This window comes from Marinimicrobium koreense (assembly GCF_003762925.1).
Taxonomy (GTDB): Bacteria; Pseudomonadota; Gammaproteobacteria; order Pseudomonadales; family Cellvibrionaceae; genus Marinimicrobium; species Marinimicrobium koreense.
Window position 1 is genome coordinate 89,892 of sequence record NZ_RJUK01000001.1, and the last position, 25,502, is coordinate 115,393.

General features: G+C 60.7%; 24 protein-coding genes. 17 read left to right on the forward strand and 7 right to left on the reverse strand.

The features are described from left to right. The first annotated feature begins 17 nt into the window (after nt 1-17). Together bamC and EDC38_RS00410 are read left to right on the forward strand one after the other, a co-directional pair. Complete coding sequence (bamC, locus tag EDC38_RS00405; RefSeq protein ID WP_123636851.1) at nt 18-1,184, forward strand: outer membrane protein assembly factor BamC; 1,167 nt, start codon at nt 18-20, stop codon at nt 1,182-1,184. Between the two features lie 253 nt (nt 1,185-1,437). After that, the gene (locus tag EDC38_RS00410) at nt 1,438-1,710 is read left to right on the forward strand and encodes a PilZ domain-containing protein (protein ID WP_123636852.1); all 273 of its coding nucleotides are present in this window, start codon (nt 1,438-1,440) and stop codon (nt 1,708-1,710) included. Nucleotides 1,711-1,723: 13 nt separating this feature from the next. Here the strand turns inward: EDC38_RS00410 and EDC38_RS00415 are convergent, their stop codons facing one another. Then, a complete protein-coding gene (locus EDC38_RS00415) occupies nt 1,724-2,206 on the reverse strand; it encodes a protein phosphatase 1 regulatory subunit 42 (protein ID WP_246004306.1) in 483 nt (160 codons plus the stop codon). Nucleotides 2,207-2,399: 193 nt separating this feature from the next. Between EDC38_RS00415 and EDC38_RS00420 the strand changes: the two genes are divergently transcribed. Then, nucleotides 2,400-3,050, forward strand: a complete 651-nt coding sequence (locus EDC38_RS00420; protein WP_123636853.1) for a YiaD family glycine zipper/OmpA-like lipoprotein — start codon at nt 2,400-2,402, stop codon at nt 3,048-3,050. A 108-nt stretch (nt 3,051-3,158) separates the two neighbouring features. Beyond that, on the forward strand, nt 3,159-4,004 hold the full coding sequence (locus EDC38_RS00425) for a class I SAM-dependent methyltransferase (protein ID WP_123636854.1): 846 nt from the start codon (nt 3,159-3,161) through the stop codon (nt 4,002-4,004). Nucleotides 4,005-4,029: 25 nt separating this feature from the next. Here the strand turns inward: EDC38_RS00425 and nadC are convergent, their stop codons facing one another. Then, on the reverse strand, nt 4,030-4,884 hold the full coding sequence (gene nadC, locus EDC38_RS00430) for a carboxylating nicotinate-nucleotide diphosphorylase (RefSeq protein ID WP_123636855.1): 855 nt from the start codon (nt 4,882-4,884) through the stop codon (nt 4,030-4,032). A 4-nt stretch (nt 4,885-4,888) separates the two neighbouring features. Beyond that, on the reverse strand, nt 4,889-5,413 hold the full coding sequence (locus tag EDC38_RS00435) for a retropepsin-like aspartic protease family protein (RefSeq protein WP_024459536.1): 525 nt from the start codon (nt 5,411-5,413) through the stop codon (nt 4,889-4,891). Between the two features lie 237 nt (nt 5,414-5,650). On the opposite strand from EDC38_RS00435, the gene EDC38_RS00440 reads away from it, so the two are divergent. The 10 genes from EDC38_RS00440 to EDC38_RS00485 all read left to right on the forward strand — a co-directional run bounded on the left by EDC38_RS00440 (nt 5,651) and on the right by EDC38_RS00485 (nt 16,611). After that, nucleotides 5,651-8,086: a DUF1631 domain-containing protein gene (locus EDC38_RS00440; protein ID WP_123636856.1), complete on the forward strand. Its 2,436-nt coding sequence runs from the start codon at nt 5,651-5,653 to the stop codon at nt 8,084-8,086. A 68-nt stretch (nt 8,087-8,154) separates the two neighbouring features. Continuing rightward, a complete protein-coding gene (gene ampD, locus EDC38_RS00445) occupies nt 8,155-8,712 on the forward strand; it encodes a 1,6-anhydro-N-acetylmuramyl-L-alanine amidase AmpD (protein ID WP_123636857.1) in 558 nt (185 codons plus the stop codon). Further along, entirely contained in the window at nt 8,709-9,551 is an 843-nt protein-coding gene (ampE, locus tag EDC38_RS00450) for a regulatory signaling modulator protein AmpE (protein WP_123636858.1), read from the forward strand. Before ampD ends, ampE begins: the two co-directional genes overlap by 4 nt. Nucleotides 9,552-9,580: 29 nt before the next feature. After that, entirely contained in the window at nt 9,581-10,066 is a 486-nt protein-coding gene (locus EDC38_RS00455; protein ID WP_024459540.1) for a YajQ family cyclic di-GMP-binding protein, read from the forward strand. Nucleotides 10,067-10,174: 108 nt separating this feature from the next. Further along, on the forward strand, nt 10,175-11,530 hold the full coding sequence (locus tag EDC38_RS00460) for an AmpG family muropeptide MFS transporter (RefSeq protein WP_123636859.1): 1,356 nt from the start codon (nt 10,175-10,177) through the stop codon (nt 11,528-11,530). A 56-nt stretch (nt 11,531-11,586) separates the two neighbouring features. After that, entirely contained in the window at nt 11,587-12,636 is a 1,050-nt protein-coding gene (locus tag EDC38_RS00465) for a DUF481 domain-containing protein (protein WP_123636860.1), read from the forward strand. Between the two features lie 202 nt (nt 12,637-12,838). Further along, nucleotides 12,839-13,129, forward strand: a complete 291-nt coding sequence (gene groES, locus EDC38_RS00470; RefSeq protein ID WP_123636861.1) for a co-chaperone GroES — start codon at nt 12,839-12,841, stop codon at nt 13,127-13,129. 59 nt (nt 13,130-13,188) lie between these two features. After that, nucleotides 13,189-14,838: a chaperonin GroEL gene (groL, locus tag EDC38_RS00475; RefSeq protein ID WP_123636862.1), complete on the forward strand. Its 1,650-nt coding sequence runs from the start codon at nt 13,189-13,191 to the stop codon at nt 14,836-14,838. A 229-nt stretch (nt 14,839-15,067) separates the two neighbouring features. Then, on the forward strand, nt 15,068-15,652 hold the full coding sequence (locus EDC38_RS00480) for a superoxide dismutase (RefSeq protein WP_123636863.1): 585 nt from the start codon (nt 15,068-15,070) through the stop codon (nt 15,650-15,652). A gap of 152 nt (nt 15,653-15,804) precedes the next feature. Next, nucleotides 15,805-16,611, forward strand: coding sequence for a hypothetical protein (locus tag EDC38_RS00485; protein WP_123636864.1), 807 nt, complete (start codon nt 15,805-15,807; stop codon nt 16,609-16,611). An 8-nt stretch (nt 16,612-16,619) separates the two neighbouring features. Here EDC38_RS00485 and EDC38_RS16705 read toward each other — a convergent pair whose 3' ends face one another. Beyond that, nucleotides 16,620-16,877: a Lar family restriction alleviation protein gene (locus EDC38_RS16705; RefSeq protein WP_123636865.1), complete on the reverse strand. Its 258-nt coding sequence runs from the start codon at nt 16,875-16,877 to the stop codon at nt 16,620-16,622. A gap of 331 nt (nt 16,878-17,208) precedes the next feature. On the opposite strand from EDC38_RS16705, the gene EDC38_RS00495 reads away from it, so the two are divergent. Together EDC38_RS00495 and EDC38_RS00500 are read left to right on the forward strand one after the other, a co-directional pair. Continuing rightward, nucleotides 17,209-18,729, forward strand: a complete 1,521-nt coding sequence (locus EDC38_RS00495; protein ID WP_123636866.1) for a fumarate hydratase — start codon at nt 17,209-17,211, stop codon at nt 18,727-18,729. 157 nt (nt 18,730-18,886) lie between these two features. After that, nucleotides 18,887-19,666, forward strand: a complete 780-nt coding sequence (locus tag EDC38_RS00500; protein ID WP_123636867.1) for a PhzF family phenazine biosynthesis protein — start codon at nt 18,887-18,889, stop codon at nt 19,664-19,666. A gap of 134 nt (nt 19,667-19,800) precedes the next feature. Here EDC38_RS00500 and EDC38_RS00505 read toward each other — a convergent pair whose 3' ends face one another. From EDC38_RS00505 to EDC38_RS00515, 3 genes are read right to left on the reverse strand one after another with little or no spacing between them, the layout of a single operon-like run. Next, nucleotides 19,801-20,895, reverse strand: a complete 1,095-nt coding sequence (locus tag EDC38_RS00505; RefSeq protein WP_123636868.1) for an ABC transporter ATP-binding protein — start codon at nt 20,893-20,895, stop codon at nt 19,801-19,803. Nucleotides 20,896-20,898: 3 nt separating this feature from the next. Next, complete coding sequence (gene argF / locus EDC38_RS00510; RefSeq protein ID WP_123636869.1) at nt 20,899-21,813, reverse strand: ornithine carbamoyltransferase; 915 nt, start codon at nt 21,811-21,813, stop codon at nt 20,899-20,901. Between the two features lie 46 nt (nt 21,814-21,859). Continuing rightward, the gene (locus EDC38_RS00515) at nt 21,860-23,023 is read right to left on the reverse strand and encodes an aspartate aminotransferase family protein (RefSeq protein ID WP_123636870.1); all 1,164 of its coding nucleotides are present in this window, start codon (nt 23,021-23,023) and stop codon (nt 21,860-21,862) included. Between the two features lie 375 nt (nt 23,024-23,398). Between EDC38_RS00515 and EDC38_RS00520 the strand changes: the two genes are divergently transcribed. Further along, nucleotides 23,399-25,486 carry a TonB-dependent receptor family protein gene (locus EDC38_RS00520; RefSeq protein ID WP_123636871.1) on the forward strand — a complete coding sequence of 696 codons (2,088 nt, stop codon included), beginning with the start codon at nt 23,399-23,401 and terminating at the stop codon, nt 25,484-25,486. Nucleotides 25,487-25,502: the final 16 nt, after the last annotated feature.

Sequence of the window (25,502 nt, forward strand, 5' to 3'; positions counted from 1 at the left end):
GGAGAGTTTGGAATTTTATGCGCATTGTGTATTGGTTGTTGGTCGGGCTCAGTTTCACGCTGTCCGGCTGTAGTGCCCTGTTTGGAGAAGAGGGCTATTTCCGGAACCGCGAGGATGACTATCTTAAAGCCGCGAGTCTGGATCCCCTGAAGGTTCCCGATCATCTGAACGCTGAGACCGTGGGGAAGCTGTATGAAGTGCCAGAGCTGACTCAGGAAGACGTCGCCTACGCTCAGGACACCCAAGAATTTGAGGCACCGCGCCCGGAAGCCCTGTCGGCCACCGCGCTGGTGGAGCGGGTGAAAATCCAGCGGCTGGATGACGACCGCTGGATTCTGGTCAACGTCGACCCGGCGGAACTCTGGCCTCGTATTCGGGCCTTCCTGGCCGACAATAACCTGCAGGTGGCGTCCACGGATACCGACTTGGGGTTGATGGAAACCAGCTGGCTGTCGTTCAAGGATGACCCGGATCGTATCGACCGCTATCGCATCCGCATTGATCGCGGGGTTCAGCCGGACACCAGTGAGATTCACGTGCTGCACATGAGCCTGGATCGCGATGAAGCCACCCAGGCGCAGCTCAGCCAGTGGCCGGCCGCCTCCAGCAGCAAGGAGCGTGAAACCTGGATGGTTGATGAGTTGGCCGCAAACCTGGCCGCCGAAGATCTCGGCGCGGCCGGTGGTACCTCGCTGATTGCCCGGAATATCGGTGGTGCGGTCAAAGCCCGCATCACCAGCGTTGACAGCGAGCCGGTGCTCGAGCTCGAGCTGGCCCGAAGCCGGGCGTTGGCCACCCTGACCCACTCGGCCGAACAGGAAGGCTTTACCATTTATGACAGTGACCCGGCCTCGGGCGTGTTCTATCTGGGGTATCGCGAACCGCCGGAGAGCCCGCCGGGCTGGTTGGCCCGTCTGTTCGGGGCGGAAGAGAACCCCCAACCGCCGGAAACGCCTTACAGCCTGGCCGATCTGCGAGAGGTCTTGCCGGACAACCTGTTGACCATGCCCGCGCAGGCGGAAGCCGCCCGGGAGCGGGCTCCCAAGGCTCCGGGACACCTGTTGATCTTTACTGAGCAGTCCGATGGCCTGTATCATGTGCGATTGCGCACCGCCTATGGGGAGCGGATGTCGGCGCGTAAGACCCGGGAAATGCTCTCGGTACTGCGTAAGAATCTGATTTAAAGGACGATCGATTCAAGAGCCGCTGGCATTGGCGGCTTGTGGGTCTTCAAAAACGCCAGCGAACCGGTTTCGCTGGCGTTTTTGCTGGGGCTTGCTTATTCTGAAAGAAAGCCGTAAAACAGAATTATTGATTATTTGGGCATAATGGCGTTCGGCCGTTACCCAGCGTGAACCTTCGGGGACTGGCTATTCAGCCGCCGGAATGGCTCGGGGCGGAGACCCGCCCCGACATTGACAGGAAAAGGAGCTCACCGTGATTGATCGTCGGCAATATGAGCGGACCTCCGCCAGCATACGTGTGGAGATGACCCACCCCAGCTTTGGCACCATCGTGGGTTTTACCCAGGATATTTCCGATGGTGGGGCCCGGGTATTGATTGAAAACCAGCCCAAGCCACCGGTGGGAACCCTGGTGATGGTCCGGTTTCGCAAGATGGTGGGGCCGATTAACGATGAGCCGGTACAGATGCGGGTGATGCATCAGCTGCGCAACACCGTGGGCCTGATGTTTGATTCCGGCAGTTGAGCCGTCCGACCCGTCAGCTTGCCTCGGTGCAGTGCTCAGGCAGGCGAACCTTTCCCTCTGCATTGTCGGCCAGTTGCCGGGCATCCCTGCACTCAAGCGCCGTATTCCCCCGCAAATCCACCTCCTTCAGGCGTAACAGCGACAATAGTGGCTCGGCGGATCTGATCTGATTGTTTTCCAGCAACAGCACTTCCAGTCTCGACAGCGTTCTCAGTTCAGCGACGTCCTCAAGCGGGTTGTCATTCAGGCTGATGGCCCGCAGGGCGGTAAAGGTGGACAGGCCCGCCAGTGATTCGATGCCGGCACTGCTGCAGTTCAGTTGGGTCAGTTGAGTGGCCTCGGTCACCTGCTGATCTTCGATGGTCTGTTGCACGCAATCGTGCAGCGCAGCGTCGGGCAGGCGGAAGTCGGTAAACAGTGTCGGCGGGTTGTACACCGGGTTGTCGTTGATGCTCACCGCATAGCCGGTGCAAGCGGTCAGTGCCGTCGCTGTCATTAAAATCATCCAAATGCGAAAAGTGTGCGCTAGACTGTTGCTGTGAACCATGGCTCTGCCTATAGTGTCGAAACCTGAACTGCAATCAATGATGGCAGTTGGAGGCGGGAAAAGCTACCGGGTTCCCGTCGGTTTGAGTCTTCCGCTAGGGCGGGCTTTTACGTTTTTGGAATTTAATGATAGAGGAATAGCAATGAAACGTTTGCTGGCTTTGTGTGCAATCTTCACTCTCGCAGCTTGTACCACAACCGATCCCTACACCGGGGAAGAAAAAACCAGTAATACCGCCAAGGGGGCTGGCATTGGTGCCGTAGCGGGTGCCATTATCGGCGCGGCTTCCGCCAGTAAGAGCGATCGCAAAAAAGGCGCCCTGACCGGTGCCGCCGCCGGTGCGGCGATCGGGGGTGGTGTCGGTAACTACATGGACCGTCAGGAAGCCAAGCTGCGTGATGAGCTTCAGGGTTCCGGTGTGCAGGTTCGTCGTGAAGGCGATCGTCTGTACCTGATCATGCCCGGCAACATTACCTTCGCTACTGGCCGCTACGAAATCCGCTCGGATTTCTACAGCGTGCTGGATTCGGTGGCCAAAGTACTGGCCGAGTTCGATCAGACCGCCATCAAGGTCAGTGGTCATACCGACTCTACCGGTGGTGATCAGCTCAACCAGACCCTGAGTGAGCAGCGCGCCGCCAGTGTGCGCGATTACCTGATCCGCCGCGATGTGGCCGCCGGTCGTATCCAGGCCTACGGCTATGGTCCGCGCTATCCGGTGGCCAGCAACAGCACCGCCGAAGGCCGTGCCGCCAACCGTCGGGTAGAGCTCGAATTGCTGCCCATGCAGTAAGCGAGTTTGACGAGCGCAGGGACGCGCTCCGCATTCCCTCTTGATTGATGATGTGTGCCTTTCCCGGCACAGTCCCGCCCAGTTTTCTGCCCTGATGAAGCGACTGCTATGAACACCTTATCGGCGACCTGGCCGCTGGTTGTTATTGCCCAGTCTTCCGACTCCCGAGCGGAAGCGGCGGCGACGGCCCGCGAACTGGATGTCCCTCTGCTGATCAATGCCGAGCCGGAGCAGCTCTCCGAGCCAACCTTTGCCCTGGTGTATGACGACCACGGCCTGGCCTTACACCACACCGGACGCAAGGTCCCCGGGCCGGTTCAGGTGGACTTCCTGGGCGGGGCGGTGGATCATCGGCGCCGCTTTGGGGGCGGCAAAGGGCAGATGATCGCCAAGGCGGTGGGATTAAAGCCGCATGTATTCCCACACGTGCTGGACCTGACCGCGGGGCTGGGGCGGGATGCGTTTGTGCTCGCCTCGCTGGGTTGCCGTGTGCAACTGTGGGAGCGTTCGCCGGTGGTTTATCGGTTGTTGGCGGACGGTCTGGCGCGCGCCAGGCGGGGCGCCGAGCAGAGCGGTGACGGCGACCTGATGGAGATTCTCGGGCGCATGTCTCTGCAATTGGGTGACGGCGCAAGTTACCTTGCATCACTTGCTGAGGGCGACCCGGTGCGTCCCGATGTCATCTATCTGGACCCAATGTTTCCCGAGCGCCAAAAATCAGCCGATGTGAAAAAAGAAATGCGGGCGTTTCATACCCTGGTGGGGGCGGATGCCGATGCCGATGATCTGTTGGCACCGGCGTTGGCAAAGGCGCGCTACCGGGTCGTGGTCAAGCGGCCCCGCAAGGCGCCGGATCTGGCTGGACGGGCGCCCGGGCACCGGATTGAGGGCAAGAGCAGCCGGTTTGACGTCTATGCGCTGCACAAACTGCCAGAGCGCCTTAATGATGAATAGTCAGAGCGCGCCGGGGTGACCGGTCCTAGGCCTCTTCCACCGACAGCCGCATCGACAGGTCCAGAGCTCTGCAGTGTTTGGTCAGAGCGCCGATGGATATGTAGTCCACCCCGGTATTGGCCAGGGTGGGCAGTGTCGCGTCGGTCACATTGCCCGACGCTTCCAGTTTGGCCCGTCCACGGTTGCGGGATACCGCGACGGTCAGGTCCTCTGGCGAGAAATTGTCGAGCATGACAATGTCGGCGCCGGCCGTCAGAGCCTGTTCCAACTGCTCCAGTGATTCCACTTCCACCTCCACCGGCGTCTCCGGGGCGATTTCCCGCGCTTTACTGACAGCCTCGGCGATACCGCCGCAGGCGGCGATGTGGTTCTCTTTGATCAGGAACGCATCGAATAAACCGACCCGGTGATTCGCACAGCCCCCACAGCCCACGGCGTACTTCTGGGCCAGGCGCAGTCCGGGCAGGGTTTTGCGGGTATCCAGCAGAGTGACCGGTGCGTCCTTGACCTTTTGTGCGTAAGCGGCACTGACGCTGGCGGTGCCGGATAACGTCTGCACGAAGTTCAGAGCGGTGCGCTCTCCCGTGAGCAGTGCTCGGGCATTCCCGCTTAACTCGAACAGCAACTGGTCCGGCTTTACCGAATCCCCGTCCTGAACGTGCCAGGTGATCCGGGTGTCCGGGTCGAGTTGCCGGAACACTTCCTCCACCCAGGGGCGACCGCAAAAGCAGCCCGCCTCGCGGGTGATGACCCGGGCGTGGGCGACCCGCTCGGCGGGAATCAGAAGGGCATTGATATCGCCGCTGCCAATGTCCTCGGCCAGCGCGGCACGGACGTTGGCCTCGATGGCCCGTTGCAGGTCGGGATTGAGTTCGGTCATGGAGTCAGTCACCTTGGTAACGCAGAGTGAGGCGGTCGCCTTGCTGGCGGAATTCTACCTGTCCGAGGGCGCTCATGCCCAGCAGTACCTGGTCACCGCCCATGGCGGGGTTGATGCTGGCGCTGACGTCGCGCAGTTGGATGGTGCCGAGCTCCAGGCGTTCGAGTCGGGTGGCGCGCACTTCAATTCGGCCGTTGGCGGTCATGGCCCACTGCCGGGCTCCGGCCCGCAGGCCCGCGCGTTCGGCCAGGTCCTGGCTGACGACCACGTCCGTGGCACCGGTATCGAGCAGAAAAGTGGCTTCCTCTCCGTTGATCTGTCCGGGAACCACATAGTGTCCCGACCGGTTGCGACGCAACACGACCTCCTGAACGCCATTGACGACCTGGCCCTGGATCGAGCGGTTGGGGTTGTCCTTGCGGTCTTCCCAAATGCCAAAGGCCCAGGTGAGCAGTGCGAGCCCGATGATCCAGGCTGCAACCAGCATGCCGCGTCCGGCCTGCTGGCCGGGCATTTGCTCCTGTGTCATAACTGCCCCGTGGTGAGCGATTCGGTGGTCATCAAAATGTCACGGGTTTTTATACCCGCAGGGCCCTGTTTTTCTCGTTTGTCAGCCAAATTTTTCTAAGCAAATGAAGCTGTTAGCCGAAATTGTGATAGGGGTCTCGATCTTATCATTTGTCGCTGGGATGTGTCCTGATCCTCGTTATACTAATGATCGTAACTGTAAATTGTCCCGACAGTGACCACCCTCAGGAACATCACCATGAACGATTCCGTGCAACCCCAGCGTGAAAATGTCGTCCCGCTCAACCCCGAGCGACGTCAGCCAGCGACCGTGTCGTTGGCGCGCCTGCCGGCGGCCATGCACAGCGTGCGCGACCGGGCACGGCAAACCCTTCAGGGGCTGCTGCGGGATCTGTTCGACAAGGCGGATGATTCCCTGTTCGAACTGGCCGACCAGGCTACCAGCAATCAGGAACAGAACCTGTACTTTGACTCCATGCGTGAGGTCCGGTTGCAGCGGCGCACCTTGGAGCATACGTTTTTTCTGGGGCTGGACCGGGGCTTTGCGGCACTGCTGGAACCCGGCGAGTCAAACCGGCAACAGCGGGAGGAGGCTTCCCTTGAGGAACTGAGCCTGGTTCAGAACGATGAGCTGGAGCAGATGGTGGCGACCGAAAGCATGGTCAACAAAGCCAACGAGCAGTTCGCCGAGGCCGTCCAACATCTGACGTTGCGGATGGATCAACTGGTGCCGGTGAAGGTGTACCAAAAGAACAATCCCCTGGGGGCCGACGCCATCTGCACCGGATTCACCGAGGCCGCCAAGGCGCTGAAGATCGACGTCAAGGCGAAGCTGGTACTGTTCAAGCTATTTGACAAGTGGGTGGTCTCGCGATTGGGGTCGATGTATGAAAACGTCAACCAGCAGCTGATTGATGCCAACATCCTGCCGTCCCTGAAAGCGGGCGCGCCCGCTGCCCGCCGGCAAAGGGCCGGAGCGCAGCCCTCGCGAGCCGCCCGGGCCGAGCGTGCTCAGCGAGAGGATGAATCCAATCAGGTGCTGCACACGCTGCGGGATCTCCTGTCCAACCAGGGCGGGGCGAGTCAGAGTCAAGATTCCGGTGCCGGCGAGTCGCTGGACACCCAGGATCTGGTGCATCTGCTCTCCCAGGCACAGCAGCAAGACTGGGCCAGCCTGGATCAGGGCGCCGATGCGGTCAATGTGCCGCAGCTGGTTCGCGGTCTGGTCAAAAATACCCGCCGGCAGTCGCTGAACCAGGTGGATGAGGATGTCATCAATCTGGTCAGCATGATGTTCGAGTTCATTCTCGACGACCGCAATCTGGCTTCGCCCATGAAGGCCTTGCTGGGGCGGTTACAGATTCCGCTGATCAAGGTCGCGATTGCGGATAAAAGTTTTTTCAGCAAAGGCGGGCATCCCGCCCGTCGCCTGCTCAATGAACTGGCCATGGCCGCGTTGGGCTGGCAGGACACAGGAGAAGAGGGGCGGCGCAAAGACACCTTTTACCAGAAGGTGGATCAGATCGTTCAGACCATTCTGGCGGATTTTGAGAGCGATGTCGGCATCTTCGACCGCATGCTGCTGGACTTCCGCGCCTACCAGGAAAAAGAACGGCGCCGGGCCCGCATTCTGGAGCAGCGCACGTTGGACGCGGAAGATGGCAAGGCGCGTTCTGAGCGTGCCCGGGCCGAAGTGGATGCGGCACTCAAGCGTCTGACCCAGGGGCAGACTCTGGCGGTAGCGGCCAATACCCTGCTGTATGAAGCCTGGTCCAAGGTGCTGTTTATCATCTGCCTGAAGCAGGGCACGGACAGTGACGACTGGCGGGAAGCCCTGGAATCCGCCGAGCAGTTGGTCTGGAGCGCCACGGCTCCCATGGATCGCGACAATCGTCAGAAGCTGCTCAAGCTGGTGCCCGAACTGTTGCCGCAGTTGCGGGCGGGTCTGGAATCCATCGCTTACAATCCGTACGAAATGAACCAGCTGTTCAAACAGTTGGAGCAGCTTCACCTGTCCCGGTTGCGGGAAGTCAGTCAGCCGGCGCCAGCTGCCGAGCCGTCTCAGCGGGGCGCTGATCCGGTCGCGACCGAGACGGTAGCCGCCGAGCCAGAACCTGTCCCTGAGGCGAATGCTGAAGCGGCGGCCGATGAAGCCGCTCAGGCCCCCGTGTTTCAGGTGGTTGAAGAACCGAGCGCGGCTTCTGATGAGGCTTCCAGTCAGGCTGACAGCTCGGCTTCCGGGGCTGAGGATTCAACCCCCATCGCGGAAGGCTTGGTTTCGAGCGCTGAAGGCTCAGTTTCAAGCGCCGAAGGCTCTTCTACCGAATCCACCCCATCTTCTGTGGTGACCGGTGAGGTTGGTGTCTCTGACGATGGGCCGCTGCCCGCGTCGGACCCTCATATGGCGTTGGTGTCCAATCTGACCCAGGGGAGCTGGTTCGAGCGCCAGGATGAGCAGGGGCAGGCGTTCCGCTGCCGCCTGGCGGCGATGATCAAGCCCACCGGCAAATACATTTTTGTAAATCGCTCCGGTATGAAGGTGGCGGAAGAGACCCGCGAAGGACTGGCGCGAGCGCTCAAATCCGGCCGAATGCGAATCCTCGACGATGGCATGTTGTTCGATCGCGCGCTCGAAGCGGTGATCGGTAACCTGCGCAGCTCCCGCGCCCGGTAACCCCCAGCAACAGCGACAAAGGCTCCCGGCCCCTGTATCATTCACGCCATGAATGACTGGAGGGGCCCGTGAGCGTATCCATTCAGGACGGCTGGCTGACTTCAGCCCGGCACTGTCCGTCTCCCAACTATAATGATCGTCCACCGGGCGAGGCCATCAGCCTGCTGGTGGTTCACAACATCAGTCTCCCGCCCGGGCAGTTTGGAACCGGGTGTGTGGAAGACTTCTTCTGCAATCAACTCGACATCAATCGCGACCCCTATTTTGAGCAGATCCGGGATCTTCGGGTGTCGGCGCATATGTTCATTACGCGGGACGGTGAGTTGGTGCAGTTTGTGCCTCTGGATCGGCGCGCCTGGCATGCGGGCGCCTCCGAGTTTGACGGTCGAACCGAGTGCAACGATTTCAGCATCGGCATTGAACTGGAAGGGTGTGACGACCTTCCCTACACCGAGCCGCAATACCGGCGTTTGGCCGAGGTCACCCGTCTGTTATTATCCTGTTATCCGGCGCTGACGCCGGAGCGCATTACCGGCCATTCGGATATCGCCCCCGGACGGAAAACCGATCCGGGCCCGGCCTTCGACTGGCGCCACTTTCGCTCACAGCTCTCGGAACGCTTATGACCTTCCTCAGTGTCTTTCTGGTTCTCGTCCTGGTGCAGTGGTGGGGCTCTGGCGCGCCCCTGCAAAAAGACGGGTGGTTTGATCGTTATCTGCACTGGCTCGAGCAGCGCCCCAGCCGTGCGTGGCCCAAGTTGCAGTTGTTACTGGCGGTGGTGGTGCCGGCCCTGGTGCTATGGTTACTGACCTGGGCCGTGGCCGAGGGCCTTTCGCAGGGCTGGCTGATTTTTATTGCCGTCCCGGTACTGCTGTACAGCCTTGGCCGAGGTGACTTTTCGGCCGAGGTGCAGGCCTATGTGGAGGCCAGCGAACGGGAGGACTCGGTGAGTGCGGCCCGCCATCTGGCGGCCCTTCAGGGCAATGCGGTGGAAGACGCCGACCCCGAGGACTGGGCCAGCATGCATCGTCAGGCGCTCAAAACCATTGCCTATCGCGGGTGCGAGCGGATGTTCGCGGTGCTGTTCTGGTTTCTGGTATTGGGCCCGGCGGGCGCTTTGATGTACCGCCTGAGTGTGCTCTACCGGGAGCGCTCCGAATCGGCCCAGGTGCACCGCTGGCTCTGGCTGATGGAGTGGCCGGTGGTTCGTGTCATGGGCTTTACCTGGGCCATGGCGGGCAATTTCGACAGTTGTTTTTTCCGTTGTCAGCGCGATCTTGGCGATACCCGTCAGGGAACGTCGGTCCTGCTGTACGATCAGATGCTGGGTGCTTTGGGCAGGACCGAGCCGGAACCCGCCGACTCGGCGGTGGACCTGGATATGATTCGCGCCAGCCAGCCCCTGTATTCCCGTTCCCTGCTGTTGTGGGTCTGCGTGCTGGCGTTGATTACGCTGCTGGCCTGATCCTGAATTGATGAGAGTGAGGTAGTTCTATGCCGTCTTTTGATGTGGTGTCCGAGGTCGATAAGCATGTATTGACCAATACGGTGGACCAGGCCAACCGCGTGGTGGGCAATCGCTACGACTTCAAGGGTGTGGATGCCCAGTTTGAGCGCAAGGACTTCGTGGTGACGCTCACCGCTGAAGCAGATTTCCAGCTGCAACAGATGCTGGACATTCTGCAGGGCACCATGGTGAAGAACAATATTGATATCGCCTGCCTGGAGATCAAAGACCCGACCACCGTCGGCAAGCAGGCACGTCAGGAAGTGATCGTGCGCACCGGGTTGGAAACCGAGCTGAGCAAGAAGATGGTCAAGCTGATCAAAGACAGCAAGCTCAAAGTGCAGGCCCAGATCCAGGGCGACCAGCTGCGGGTTACCGGCAAGAAGCGCGATGACCTGCAACAGGTCATGGCGTTGCTACGCAGTGCCGAGGGCGTTGATATGCCGCTGCAATTCACCAACTTTCGAGATTGATGAGCAGGCGTCACTGGCTGCCCAGAGGCTGTATCTGATCGCCAGACGCTGTTCCTGATCGCCAAACGTTGTCCCTGATTTAATGTACCGCGACCAACCGAGCGTTTCATGACCGATACCCCTGAATCCCCGTCCCGCTCCTGGCGGGACTCGCTGTTGATTTATCTGCACCCCCGGGTCGCGTCCATGGCCTTTCTGGGCTTTTCGGCGGGCCTGCCTTATATGTTGGTCTTTTCTACCCTGACTGCCTGGCTGACCGAGGCGGGGGTCACCAAGGCGAGCATCGGGTTTTTCAGTTGGATCGGCATTACCTATTCAGTCAAAGTGTTCTGGGCACCGGTCGTGGACCGATTTCAGCTCCCGTTGTTGGGGCGCCTGCTGGGGCGCAGACGCAGTTGGATGCTCTTCGCTCAACTGCTCATTGCCGGCGGATTGATTGGCATGTCGGTCACCGACCCTGTGGGGGAGCTCGAGTGGATTGCCATATTCGCGCTGGTGGTCGCCTTTGGCTCGGCAACCCAGGACGTGGCGATTGATGCCTGGCGGATTGAGGCGGTGTCTCTGGAGCGCCAGGCGGCCATGTCCGCCACCTACGTATTCAGCTATCGGCTGGCGGTATTGATGGCCAGTGCCGGCGCGCTGCATATGGTGTCATTTGCCACCTGGCCCGGGGTTTATCTGATCATGGCCCTGCTCATGGGGGTGGGCATGGTGACCGTACTGCTGTCCAGCGAGCCCACAGTGACCGGACATTCGGACGCGGCCTTTCTGGAGCAGCGGGCACAGGATTACCTCGAGCGTAGTGCTCATGTGGCCCGCCCGGTGCGCAATGCCGTTGCCTGGTTCATCGGTGCAGTGGTATGTCCCTTTGTGGATTTTCTTCAGCGCTATGGCGCCCAGGCCGTACTTTTGCTGCTGATCGTGGGCGCGTTTCGCATTACCGATATCAGCATGGCGTCGATGGCCATGCCTTTCTATCTGGAAACCGGCTATACCCGAGCCGATGTGGCCAACATCAGCGGCCTGTATGGTGCGGCGATGACCGTGCTGGGAGGCATCGTTGGCGGAGTGCTGGTGCCCCGTTTTGGCCTGTTGCGCGTCCTGCTGGCCGGGGCCGTGCTGGCGGCGGCGACCAATCTGCTGTATTCGATCAATGCGCTGGTGGGCGCGGAGCTCTGGATGCTGGTCCTGACCATCAGCGGTGAGAACTTCTGCGGCGGCTTGGCCATGGCGTCGCTCATCGCCTGGATGTCCAGCCTGGTCAGCAGCGACTACACCGCGACTCAATACGCCCTGTTCAGTTCACTGATGACCCTGCCGGGCAAAGTCATCGGCGGCTTCAGCGGAATCGTGGTGGAACAGGTCGGGTTTTTCTGGTTTTTCATTTATGCGGGGGGGCTGGGAGTCCCGGCAATTCTGCTGGTGCTCTGGTTGATGCTCCGTACGAGAACCGGTTCGCTGTAGTCGGACCGACCAAGTGTGGTAAAGTGCGCCTCCTTTGGATCAACTCCCGACGATGCATGCCGGTATACCTGACGACTCAACAGTGGCGCTTGGCCCTGGCGGCGTACCTGGCGCTGTCAGCCCCCGTATCTGCGGGAATGCTGGAGCTGCGCAACGGTGATCGCATCGCCGGTGATTTCGTGTCGGCCAGTGAAGACAGCGTCGTCTGGCAGTCCGAGTCGCTCGGGCGGCTCACCATCGACAAAAGCAAAATCTACGACCTGCAGACCACCAAACCCTTGAAGATCAACGGGGTGGGGGAGCCCTGTATGGTGGAGGGGATGGAGTTCGAGCACCTGGTTTATCTGTGTGGCGACGATGTGGTGCCGCGCCGGGTGCCGCTGGTTTCCCTGGCCATGATCATTCCCTACGAAACCTATATCAGCGGTGACAGCAGCACCCTGAATGGGCGGGTCAATGTCTCGGGGACCTACGCGCGGGGCAACGAAATCAAGGATGACTGGAAAATCAGCGGCGGCGTGGAGTACCGGCTGGTGGACTGGCGCCACAGCGGCAATTTTGAGTATGCCAGTTATTCGCGCAGCAAGTCCGAACCCGACGTCCGATGGGGTGGTCGTTACGTGCTGGACTGGTTCTTCCGGGAGCGCTGGTTCCTCAACAGTGATGTGCGCTACGGGCACGATGAAACCCGGTCGATCGATCGCTACTACAACATCGGTGCTGGTACCGGTTACCAATTCTGGGAAAACAACCGGACGGCGCTGGCGATGACCGGTGGTCTGGTGTCGGTCACCGAGCAGTATCAGGTGCCCGAGAACCCCGCCCCGGACTTTGTCCGCAAAGAAGACCGGATCGCCTGGCGTCTGGGTACGGACTTCCGCTACAAGCTGCCCCTGGGGGTCTCGTTTTTCCATCGCAACGAATACGTGCGCTCCTTTGAGCAAGACCGGGACTGGCAGCTCAACTCCACCACCGGTTTCAGCTCGATGCTGGTCTCTACGGTGTATTCAGAGGTCAAACTCGATTACGAGGTGGACAACGACCCTCAGCCCGGCACCGAGCGCGAGGATATCCGGCTCGTGGTGGGGCTGACCTACGAGTGGTAGCGCCCCCTCGCCAAAATAAGCAAAAAAATCCTCGTCAGACTGTTGAAATTCCTCCCCGGCATCCCCAATTACCTGTGACACACGCATTACGCCTGTCTGGCCTCTGGCCGGCCGGGCACGCGGCTTCGGCCGCACACTAACGTCATCCGGGGCAACCCGGCTCATTTTCAGTGTTTAACACGCTAGTTGGAGATAAGAGTCCATGAAAATTCGTCCTTTACACGATCGCGTTGTGGTTCGCCGCAAGGAAGAAGAGGAAAAAACCGCGGGCGGTATCGTCCTGCCGGGTTCCGCCAAAGAGAAGCCCAACCAGGGTGAAGTGGTGGCTGTCGGTAATGGCCGCGTACTGGACAATGGCGATGTTCGCCCGGTCGACGTCAAGGTTGGCGATGTGGTTGTATTCGGCAAATACGCCGGCAGCGACACCATCGAGGTCGATGGCGAAGAGCTGGTCATCCTGAGCGAAAGCGACATCAAGGCTGTGCTGGCCTAAGCCCGGCACGGAATCTTTAACCGACTATTGTCTGAACAAGTTACTGGAAGGAAAGCACTATGTCTGCAAAAGAAGTTAAGTTTGGCGACAGCGCCCGTCAGCGCATGCTCAAGGGCGTCAACGTATTGGCCGACGCCGTAAAAGCCACTTTGGGCCCCAAGGGTCGCAACGTGGTTCTGGAGAAGTCCTTCGGTGCCCCCACCGTGACCAAAGACGGTGTGTCCGTGGCCAAGGAAATCACCCTGAAAGACAAATTCGAGAACATGGGCGCCCAGATGGTCAAAGAAGTGGCCTCACGCGCTTCTGACGAAGCCGGTGACGGTACCACCACCGCTACCGTTCTGGCCCAGTCCATCGTGACCGAAGGCCTCAAATCCGTGGCTGCCGGCATGAACCCCATGGACCTCAAGCGTGGTATCGACAAAGCCGTTACCGCTGCGGTTGAAGAAATCCGCAAGCTGGCCAAGCCCTGTGAAGACAGCAAGGCCATCTCCCAGGTGGGCACCATCTCCGCCAACTCCGATCGCGACGTGGGCGAGCTGATCGCCAAGGCGATGGAGAAGGTCGGTAAAGAAGGTGTGATCACCGTTGAGGAAGGCTCCAGCCTGGAGAACGAACTGGACGTGGTTGAAGGTATGCAGTTCGACCGCGGTTACCTGTCTCCTTACTTCATCACCAACCAGGACAACATGGCCGTCGAGCAGGACGACCCCTACATCCTGCTGGTGGACAAGAAGATCTCCAACATCCGCGAGCTGCTGCCGACTCTGGAAGCCGTAGCCAAGGCCAACAAGCCGCTGGTTATCGTTGCCGAAGATGTGGAAGGCGAAGCCTTGGCGACGCTGGTGGTCAACAACATGCGCGGTATTGTGAAAGTCGCCGCCTGTAAGGCACCGGGCTTTGGCGATCGTCGCAAGGCCATGCTGCAGGATATCGCCATCCTGACCGGTGGCACTGTGATCTCTGAAGAAGTGGGCCTCGACCTGGAAAACGTCACTCTGGAGCACCTGGGCCGCGCCAAGCGCGTGACCATGTCCAAGGAGAACACCGTGATCGTTGACGGCGCCGGTAACAACGCCGACATCGAAGCGCGCGTGAACCAGATCCGCACCCAGATGGAAGACACTTCTTCTGATTACGATCGCGAGAAGCTGCAAGAGCGCGTGGCCAAGCTGGCCGGCGGTGTGGCCGTGATCAAGGTGGGTGCTGCCACCGAGATGGAAATGAAAGAGAAGAAGGCTCGCGTTGAAGATGCGCTGCACGCCACTCGCGCCGCCGTTGAGGAAGGTGTGGTTGCCGGTGGTGGTACCGCTCTGGTACGCGCTGTGGCCGCCATTGCCGAGCTGAAAGGCGAGAACGAAGACCAGAACGCCGGTATCGCGCTGGCCCGTCGCGCCATGGAAGCACCGCTGCGTCAGATCGTCACCAACGCCGGTGAAGAGGCCTCTGTGGTCGTGGATCGGGTCAAGAAAGGCGAAGGCGCCTATGGCTACAACGCCGCGACCGGTGAGTACGGCGACATGCTGGAAATGGGTATCCTGGACCCGGCCAAAGTGACCCGTACCGCTCTGCAGGCTGCCGGCTCTGTCGCTGGCCTGATGATCACCACCGAAGCGATGGTGGCCGATGAGCCGGAAGACGAGAAGGCCGGTGGCGCCCCGGATATGGGCGGCATGGGCGGAATGGGTGGCATGGGCGGCATGATGTAAGTCGTCTCAAGCCCTGAAAGGGCGGGCTTTGGCCCGCCCTTTTGCTTTCAGTGATATACTGATCGCTTACTTTCGTAACACCATACCAACAGCCAGGGCTAACTGGCGTTTCCCGGTCTGGAGCAGGGCGATCCGTTCGACCCATCCGGCTGTGCTAGGATTGAGCGGCTATTTCAGTGGGTTAACCCCGCCGCTACTCATTTTTTCAACCGTGTTCAGGAGAACGACTATGGCTTTTGAATTACCCCAGCTGCCTTACGCAAAAGATGCGTTGGAACCTCATATCTCCCAGGAAACCCTGGAATACCATTACGGTAAACACCACCAGACCTACGTAGACAAGCTGAATGCGGCCGTTGAAGGCAAGCCCGAAGCGGACAAGAGCCTGGAAGACGTTATCAAGAGCGCCAAAGGGCCTCTGTTCAATAACGCCGCTCAGGTGTGGAACCACACTTTCTACTGGCACTGCCTGAGCCCCAACGGTGGCGGTGAAGCCAATGGTGCGGTAGGCGAGGCCATCAACAAGGCCTTTGGCTCCTTTGACAAGTTCAAAGAAGAGTTCTCCACCAACGCCGCCAACAACTTCGGCTCCGGCTGGACCTGGCTGGTGAAGAAGTCCGACGGTTCCGTAGCAATCGTCAATACCAGCAATGCGGAAACGCCGCTGACTGACGAGAGCGTCACCGTGCTGCTGACTGTGGATGTGTGGGAGCACGCCTACTACATCGACTATCGCAATGCCCGTCCCAAGTACCTGGAAGCCTTCTGGAACCTGGTCAACTGGGAGTTCGTCAACGAAAACTTCGCCAAGTAAGTTTTATTGACGTGAAAACCCCGCCCGGCCCGGCCGGAGCGGGGTTTTTTTATGTCTGGCAAAATTGCCCGGTATCAGACCCGTTCCCTTCTTTTTCGGGCCCAGAACTGCTATAAACGCAACCACGAAGTGTAGTGAACTCAGGTGTTTTTATGGAACGCAAAGAGCCGACGATCTCCGGCACGATCAAACCCGAGAAAGACGAAGTGGCGGCCCGCCAGGGTCGAGCTGCGGCGGCGCCTCCCGGTGGCAATGCGAAAGGCCCTAAACGTCCTGGGGGCGGGGGCGGTACACCTCCGCCGCCTCAGCGTCCGGCCGGTGCCTCTTCCGGTGGCCAGGGGCTGGCGATTGCGGCGCTGATCATTGCCGTTGCCGGCGTGGGCGCCAGTGGTTTTCTGGCCTGGAAGTGGACCGGCGCCGAACAGAACCTCGCCCAGGCCAATGAGCGGCTTGAAACCCTGGAGAAACGCATTGCGATCACTTCCAACGAGTCCAGTGAGTACGTTGAGGAGATCCAGGAAAAGCTGGAGTGGGCAGATTCGGAAATTCGCAAGCTGTGGGGCGTGTCCTACGATACCAACCGCAAGCGGATCGCCTCCAACCAGGAGGGGCTGGAGTCCCTGAAGCGGGAACTGGCCAGTGTGAAGGAGTCCGCCTCCAGTGCCAGCCAGGGGCTGAGCAGTCTGCGCTCGGCCTTTGATAAAACCGAGCAGCAGGTCAGTGAGGTCAGCTCGGCGATCGAGCGATTGCAGGCAGCGGCCGACTCGGTGGAAGCCCAGGGCCAGCGCCTGCAGAATCTCTCGGAAGAAGTGGATCAACTGGAAGAGGGGCTTGGGCGTTTGCGGGGGCTTGCAGAGCGGGTCGGTACCAACGAGGAAGCGATCGAGGCCATCGACTCCTATCGTCGTAGCATCAACCGCGACATATTGACCATCAAGGAGCAGTTGTCCTCACCCTGATAGCCAGCTCAGCCCCGCGCGACGAAATAGCGGGGCTCTGGTTGAGTGCGATCGGCGAGCGATTCGCTAGTTGCCGTTTCCGGTAGTGGCTGGACGCCAAGGCGGACCGACGTCTCATTCCAGCGACTGATGGCTCTCTCCAGGGTTTCCTGGTGAGGGCCTTTTGATTTGCAGCTCTGACAAACCACACAATAATCCAGCCCACTGTGTGCCAAGTGCAAGTGGTTGCTGCGGCAAAACGGACAAGGTTCTAGGGCCGTGGCCATAAGGCATACGCTCCAGTGCGTGACTCACTTGAGAGGTTTTGAGGGGGGAGGGGACTCTTGCCGGGCAGGACGCTCAGCGGTGGTTGCGCGGTTCGCAGGGCGCAGATTGTGAACCGGTCAGGACGGTAAAACCGCGATTGCCCGAACGGCTGATGGGCATCCAACATGATCACTTAAACTCCAGAGGACCATATTCAGAGTGTAGCGCAGCGCCGCCCGAATGCAAACGGTTGCAGCGTAAAGTTGGCGCAGTGCGCCGGTCCTCTCCGGGCAAGTCTCCGGCAATTCATGTAAAATTGCCGCCACACTGACAAGCTGTAGAGAGACTTCCATGACCACCGTGATTCGCCAGAACGACCTGATCGACAGCGTCGCCGACGCGCTGCAGTTCATCTCCTACTACCATCCCGTGGACTTCATCCAGGCCGTGCACCGCGCCTACGAGCGCGAAGCCAACCCGGCTGCCAAGGACGCGATGGCCCAGATTCTGATCAACTCGCGCATGTGCGCTACCGGCCACCGCCCGATCTGTCAGGATACCGGCATTGTGACCGTCTTTGTCACCGTTGGTATGGACGTCCAGTGGGAGGCGGATATGAGCCTCACCGATATGGTCAACGAAGGCGTGCGTCGGGCCTATAACCACCCCGACAATGTTTTGCGCGCGTCCATTCTGGATGACCCGGACGGCGCCCGGAAGAATACCGGTGATAACACCCCGGCCGTCATTCACTATAATATCGTTCCCGGCAATACCGTCGACGTTCACGTGGCGGCCAAGGGCGGCGGCAGTGAAGCCAAAACCAAATTTGCCATGCTCAACCCCTCGGATTCCGTGGTGGATTGGGTGCTGGACATGGTGCCCAAAATGGGCGCGGGCTGGTGCCCGCCCGGCATGCTCGGCATCGGCATTGGTGGCACGGCCGAAAAAGCCATGCAGATCGCCAAAGAGTCGCTGCTGGATCCGGTCGACATTCAGGAGCTGCAGGAGCGCGGTGCCAGCAACCGCAGCGAAGAGCTGCGCCTGGAGCTGTACGAAAAAGTGAATCAGTTGGGCATTGGCGCCCAGGGCCTGGGTGGTTTGACCACGGTGCTGGACGTGAAAGTGAAGGACTACCCGACCCACGCGGCGAACAAAGCGGTGGCCATCATCCCCAATTGCGCCGCCACCCGTCACGCCCACTTCACCCTCACCGGAGAGGGCCCGGCCCTGCAGACGCCCCCTAACCTGGACGACTGGCCGGAAGTGGCCTGGGAAGCCGGCGACAATGTCCGTCGAGTGAACCTGGATACTGTCACCAAAGAGGATGTGAAATCCTGGCAACCCGGTGACACCATCCTGCTCTCCGGCAAAATGCTGACCGGCCGAGACGCCGCCCACAAGAAAATGGTGGACCTGATCGCCAAGGGTGAAGAGCTGCCGGTGGACCTGACCGGCCGTTTCATCTACTACGTGGGACCGGTCGATCCGGTGCGCGATGAAGTGGTGGGCCCCGCCGGCCCGACCACCGCCACCCGCATGGACAAGTTTACCCGCACGATGCTGGAGCAGACCGGCCTGCTGGGCATGATCGGCAAAGCGGAACGCGGCCCGGCGGCGATCGAGGCGATTCGCGATAATGAGTCGGTCTACCTGATGGCGGTAGGCGGCGCGGCCTATCTGGTGTCCCAGGCGATCAAGTCGTCGAAGGTGCTGGGCTTTCCGGAGCTGGGCATGGAGGCGATTTACGAGTTTGAGGTGAAGGATATGCCGGTCACCGTGGCGGTAGACAGCAAAGGCGAATCCGTTCACCAGACCGGCCCGAAAATCTGGCAGGCCAAGATCAAAGACGAAGCGATCAAGGTGGTGTAACGTATTTCGCCATTTGATTGGTAATGGTAACGGCGGATGCGCTTTGCTTATCCGCCCTACGGATACCACGGCAGTCTGCGTAGGGCGGATAAGGGCAGCGCATCCGCCGTCACCCAGGCATGACGCAACAAACGATCGCAAGGTTAATAGGGCGCTTATGAACCTGACCCAATACCAAGTCGATGCCTTCACCCAGCGTCCTTTCGAAGGCAATCCCGCCGCCGTCGTGCCTCTGGAACAATGGCTCGACGACGCCCTGATGCAGACCATCGCCAACGAAAACAACCTCTCGGAAACCGCCTTCTTTGTGCCTGAAGACGATGGCTTCGCGCTGCGCTGGTTTACTCCCGAGGCCGAAGTCGACCTCTGTGGGCACGCTACGCTGGCTACCGCCCACGTTCTGTTCCAACACATGAATTACCCACACCCAAGCATCCGCTTCGGCACCCGCAGCGGCGACCTGGTGGTTGAGCGAAGGGGTGACCGGTTGGCCATGGATTTCCCCGCACAGCCGACTCAAGTCGTTGAGTGTCCCGAAGCGCTTATCAAGGGTTTGGGGGTGACTCCGGTGGCCGTGGAAAAGAGAGTAGATTATTTGGCAGTACTGGAAACTGAGGCTCAAGTGCGAGCCTTAGAACCGGATCTGTCCGAGCTGAAAAAGCTCGACTGCCGGGGTATCATGGCTACCGCGCAGGGGGACACCAAAGACTTTGTCAGCCGCTTTTTTGCTCCGTCGGTAGGAATCGCCGAAGACCCAGTGACCGGATCGGCACACTGCCAGCTCGCTCCCTATTGGGCCAAAAGATTGTCCAAAAACACTCTGGCTGCCCGACAGATTTCCAAACGCGGCGGCGATGTGGATTGCGAGCTAAAAGGCGATAGGGTGACGCTGGTGGGGTCGGCGGTTACGGTGATCAAATCCGAGTTGTTGTTGTGACGGAAAGTTGGGTTGCGGCGGATGCGGCCTCCGGCCTTATCCGCCCTACGCATACCTCCGCAGTCAGCGTAGGGCGGATAAGCGCGAAGCGCGCATCCGCCGTAACCCAGGGTCCAAGGTATGACATGCGTGACCTAGGATTCGGTGGTCTCTAAACCATAATGACTGCCGCCCACGGCTTGCTCTTCCCGCCGGAAGACAATCAGATGATCCGCTTCAATACGAATGCCCACATGATCGCCGATGGCGTAATCATGGTGACTGGGGAACGCGGACTGAATGCGGCTGCCGGTGGGCAGCTGTAACGTATACAGCGTGGCGGTGCCGGCAAATACCTTGGCGACCACTTCGGCGCGCTTATCACTGCTGTCATCGTGAATGACATCGTCCGGGCGCAGCAGAATATCCACCGGGGTATTTTCCAGCCACTCGTAACAGCGGTTACCTTCGATATCGCCCAGTTCTGTGCGCACCGTATGTCGGTCCAACAGATAACCCGCGAGAAACACGCCCTGCCCGACAAAGTTGGCGACAAAGCGCGTGGCGGGTTCATGGTAAAGGTTGAACGGGGTATCCCACTGTTGTAACTGTCCGGCATTCAGCACACCGATCCGATCCGCCATGGCAAAGGCTTCGGACTGGTCGTGGGTGACCATGATCGCGGTGATGCCGCGCTCTTTCAGAATCGCCCGTACCTCGAGTGCCAGGGCCCGGCGCAGTTCCACATCCAGACTGGAGAAGGGCTCGTCCATCAGCAGCAGTTTGGGCTCGGGCGCGAGGGCACGGGCCAGGGCGATGCGCTGTTGTTGACCGCCGGAGAGCTCGTGGGGATAGCGGTGGCCCAGGTCCTCGAGTTTGACCAGCTGCAACAGCTCATCACAGATCCGGGCCTTCTCCCGGGCGCTCTGGTTTTTCAGGCCAAAGGTCAGGTTGTCGCGCACATTCAGGTGCGGGAAGAGCGCGTAATCCTGAAACACCATGCCCACCCGGCGTTGCTCTGGCGCCAGGGACTGCTCGGCCGAGGCCAGCAACTGTCCGGCCAGCTCAATGCGACCCGCCGAGGGTTGCAGAAAACCGGCGATGGCGCGCAGTACGGTGGTTTTACCGCAACCGCTGGGGCCGAGCAGGCAACAGATGTCGCCTTCGGTTAACGACAGTGACAGATCTTCAACGACTCGCTCGCCGTCGTAGCCACAACCGATGTTGTCGAGTTCCAGCAGTGCCGACATAAGTTACCTTGAGTGGTTGAACAGGAATTCGACCAGGGCCTTCTGGGCGTGCAGGCGATTCTCGGCCTCTTCCCAGACCACCGACTCCGGAGAGTCCAGCAGCTCGGCGCTGATTTCCTTGCCGCGATAGGCGGGCAGACAGTGCATGAACAGGGCGCGGTCGTGGGCGTGACTCATCAGCTCGGCATCGACCTGATAGCCGGCGAAGGCCTGTTCGCGCAGTTTTTTCTCATCTTCCTGGCCCATGGAGGCCCAGGTGTCGGTGACCACCAGGTCGCTGTCTTTCACCGCTTCTTCCGGCGTGCGGAAAATGCTCACCCGATCGCGCGCGGCATCGAGCAGGTCCTGGCGGGGCTCGAAGCCTTCCGGACAGGCAATACGCAGCTCGAAGTCCCACTGCTGGGCGGCGTTGATGTAGGACTGACACATGTTGTTGCCATCGCCCACCCAGGCCACTGTCTTGCCCTGGATGGGGCCGCGGTGCTCGAGGAAAGTCTGCATGTCCGCCAGCAATTGGCAGGGGTGGAAGTCATCGGTCAGGGCGTTGATCACCGGCACCTTTGAGTATTCCGCGAAGCGCTCCACATTGGCGTGCTCGAAGGTGCGGATCATCACGATATCCACCATGCGCGACAGCACCCGGGCGGAGTCCTCAATCGGCTCACCGCGCCCCAGTTGGGTATCGCGGGGCGAGAGGAACAGGGCGTGGCCGCCCATCTGCGCCATGCCGGCTTCAAATGAAACGCGGGTACGGGTGGAGGATTTTTCAAAAATCATCCCCAGCACCTTGTTCTTGAACAGCTCTTCGGATTCGCCCCGGGCCTGAATGGCCTTGAGTTCAATGGCGCGATCCAGCACCGCATTCAGTTCAGCGGGCTCGAGATCCATCAGGGTCAGAAAGTGTCTTGGTTGGGCCATAACGGCAACTCGTTGTATTGCTTGGGGCCGGTTCCCGGCCTGTGAATTAAAAGGCGCGAATCAATTCCACCACACCGGTAACCAACTGCTCGGCTTCCGCTTCCGTCAGAATAAAGGGCGGCAGCAGACGCAAGGTATTGCCGGCGGTGACGTTGATCAGCAGCTCGCGCTCGCGGGCCTGTGCCACCAGTTCGGCGCAGGGGCGATCGAGTTCCAGGCCGATCATCAGCCCTTTACCGCGAATGTCCACCACCTTGGCATCGTCCTTCAGGCGTTCGCGGAACTGCTCCAGCAGCCAGTCGCCCATCTGGGCGGCACGGGCGATGAGCCCCTCGTTGAGCAGGGTTTCCACCACGGCAATGCCGGCCCGGCAGGCGAGCGGATTGCCACCAAAGGTGGAGCCGTGGCTACCCGGTTGAAATATCTCGGCCGCCTGTCCGCGCGCCAGGCAGGCGCCAATGGGGACACCATTGCCCAGGCCCTTGGCCGTGGTCAGCACATCCGGCTGAATGCCGTTGTGTTGAAAAGCAAAGTAGCGACCGGTACGACCATTGCCAGTCTGAATTTCGTCCAGCATCAGCAGCCACTGGTTCTGATCGCAGATTTCCCGCAACTGGTTCAGGTAGCCAAGTGCGGGCACTCGCACACCCCCTTCACCCTGCACCGGTTCGACCAGGATGGCGACGATGTTGGCGTGTTGAGCGGCAGCGGCGCGGACGGCTTCCGGGTCGTTGTACGGCACCCGAATGAAACCTTCCACCAGGGGCGCGAAGCCCTCTTGCGCCTTTTTATTCCCGGTGGCGCTGAGTGTCGCCAGGGTCCGGCCGTGAAAGCTGTTTTCCATCACCAGAATGGCCGGGCGCTCAATGCCCTGAGCGGCGCCGTACTTACGGGCGAGCTTGATCGCCGCTTCGTTGGCTTCTGCCCCGGAGTTGGAGAAAAACACCCGTTCCATACCGGTCTGCCCGCACAACAGGTCCGCCAGTTGACGCTGTGGCGGAATGTTGTACAGGTTGGAGACGTGCAGCAGGGTGCCGGCCTGATCGCACAGGGCGCGGGTCACCGCCGGGTGGGAATGGCCCAGCCCGCAGACGGCGATGCCACTGATGGCGTCGATATAGCTATTGCCCTGATCGTCCCACACACGGCTGCCTTCGCCCCGAACCAGGGTCAGAGTGCGAGTACCGTAAGTGTTCATCAATGTGTCCATGGTTTACTCCACAGCCATCCGCTCCAGAGAGCCGGAAAACAGAATCAATAAAACCGCCAAAAGCCCGTTGTCGTGAACAGGCAGCCAGATCTCGATAAGGCGGGGATCAAACAGGGGGTTCGGAACGCTCCGAGTCGGCCTTGAGCTCGCCGTGTGTGGCCTGGTTGGGCGGACGGCATGAACCCGTAAATGGCAAAAAAGCAATACTATAGCCATTTTACGGCGTTGGCAAATGGCATCCATTCGCGTTGCCTGGCCGTACTCATGGCCGTTTTGTGTACGGTTCTGGCCTACAGGCCGGAGGCCGAACCCGGTATCATGGCCGCGCCCCGGTTCGGGGCCGAATTCTGACAACGATCCCCAAGGTGGTAGTTCATGGCTCGACATTTCGCCTCTGTTTCAGTCCGAGCATTGCGCTCGGCGCTCCTCGTCCGTGCGGCTCCGTTGTCCATTGCCGCCCTGATTGGCGCCGGCGCTCAGGCCGAGGGGCTGGAAACCCTGGTGGTGACCGGCGAGGCGAGCGAGGGAGATGCCTTTCCCGGGGCGGCGTCCCTGGCCATGGATCGCCAGCAGACGGGGATGCGCATCGACAGTGGCGAGTTGCTGCAGGGGTTGCCCGGCGTGCAGGCCGACAGCCGTTCCAATTACGCCCAGGATACCCGGGTGACCCTGCGCGGTTTTGGCGCCCGCTCGGCGTTCGGTGTACGCGGCATTGACCTGCAAGTGGACGGTATTCCTCTGAGTACGCCGGACGGCCAGGGGCAGCTCTCCAGTGTGCCGGTGGATGAAGTGGATCGAGTACAGGTCCTGCGCGGCCCGCTGGCGGCGTTGTATGGCAATGGCGCCGGCGGGGTGATCCAGTTTGACAGCGCCGCGCCCGAGCAGAACCGTCTCAGCGGGCGGGTTTTGGCCGGGGAGGGAGATCGGCAGCGTCAGGCGCTGACCGGCGAATGGCGAGAGGGCGCCTGGGGCGCTCGGTTCCACGGTTCGCGCTTTACCAGCGATGGCGAGCGGCCCCACGCGGAAGCCGAGCGGCGCCAGGCCGGGGCCCAGCTGTATTATCAGGCCGACAGCGGCATAGAAACGGTGGTGCGCCTGGACACCAGCCACGATCCGCTCTTGCAGGATCCGCTCGGCCTGTCGCCGGAGCGCTGGCGGGAGGACCCCCGTGCGGGCAACGAGCGCGCGGAGCTGTTCAACACCCGCAAGCGTATTCGCCATCAGCAGGGTTCGGTCACGATGCGCCAGGCGGAGGGTGAGCACCGCTGGCAGGCGGCGATCTGGCAGGGCCAGCGCGAGGTAGACCAGTGGCTGCCATTTGCCGGGGACGACGTGACCAGCTCTGGCGCGGTAATTGATCTGACCCGGGATTTTTCGGGCCTCCGGGCCAGCTACACCCGCGATCTTTCCCTGCTCGATCGCCCGCTGGAGGCGACCCTGGGGGCGAGTGTCGAGCGCCAGGAGGATCGGCGTCGTGGCTACGTCAATGATCAGGGCGAAACCGGAGCCCTGCGCCGTGACGAGCTGGGTGAAGTCGACAGTCGGGATCTGTATGGGGTGCTGACCTGGCAGCCCACCGATCGGTGGGAAATCACCGGCGGGGCCCGCCACAGCGACCTGTCCTTTGCGGTGGATGATTATTTTGTGGTGCCGGCGGATGGCGATAACCCGGGCAATCCGGACGACAGCGGTGGCCGGGACGATGATTTCGTCGCGCTGGCGTTGGGTACAACCGTTCGTCTGAACACCCAGTGGGAGGCGTTCGCCGGGGCCGGTCGGGGCTATGAAACCGCGACCCTGACCGAGATGGCCTACCGCAACGAGGGCTCCGGCCTGAATACCGCGCTGTCGCCGGCGGAAAACCGGCAGATTGAGGCGGGCCTGCGCTGGGGTCTGGCGTCGCCGCATCGGGTGACGGTGAGCCTGTTCCAGATCGACAGTGACGATGAGCTGGTGGTGGATCAATCCGAGGGTGGCCGTACCACCTACCGCAACGCCGCTGAGACCGAGCGCTGGGGCCTGGAGGCCTTCGGTGAGCTGGCCCTGGCGCCGGGCTGGTGGGCGCGTTTCAGTGCCAGCTATCTGGACGCGGAGTACGCATCCGGGCTCGAGGCGGGCAATCAGCTACCGGGCATTGCGGATACCAATCTCTATACCCAGTTGCGCTGGGAGCCGCTGCAGGATGATCGCCTGGGTACGGCGCTGGTGGCCCGCTATCGCGGTGAGGTGGCGACCGGCGATGACAATGCGGTGTTTGCGCCTTCGGCGGTCACCTGGGATTGGAGTGTGGATTCGGCCCATCAGTGGGGTGATTGGTTGGCCTCGGGTTGGCTGAAGCTGGAGAATCTGACCGATGAGCAGTATGTGGGTGCGGTAATCGTCAATCAGGGCAACGGCCGCTCGTTCGAGCCCGCCCCCGGTCGGCAGGTGAGTGCCGGCCTGAACCTCGAATACCGGTGGTAACCGGAGCGTCCGGGCG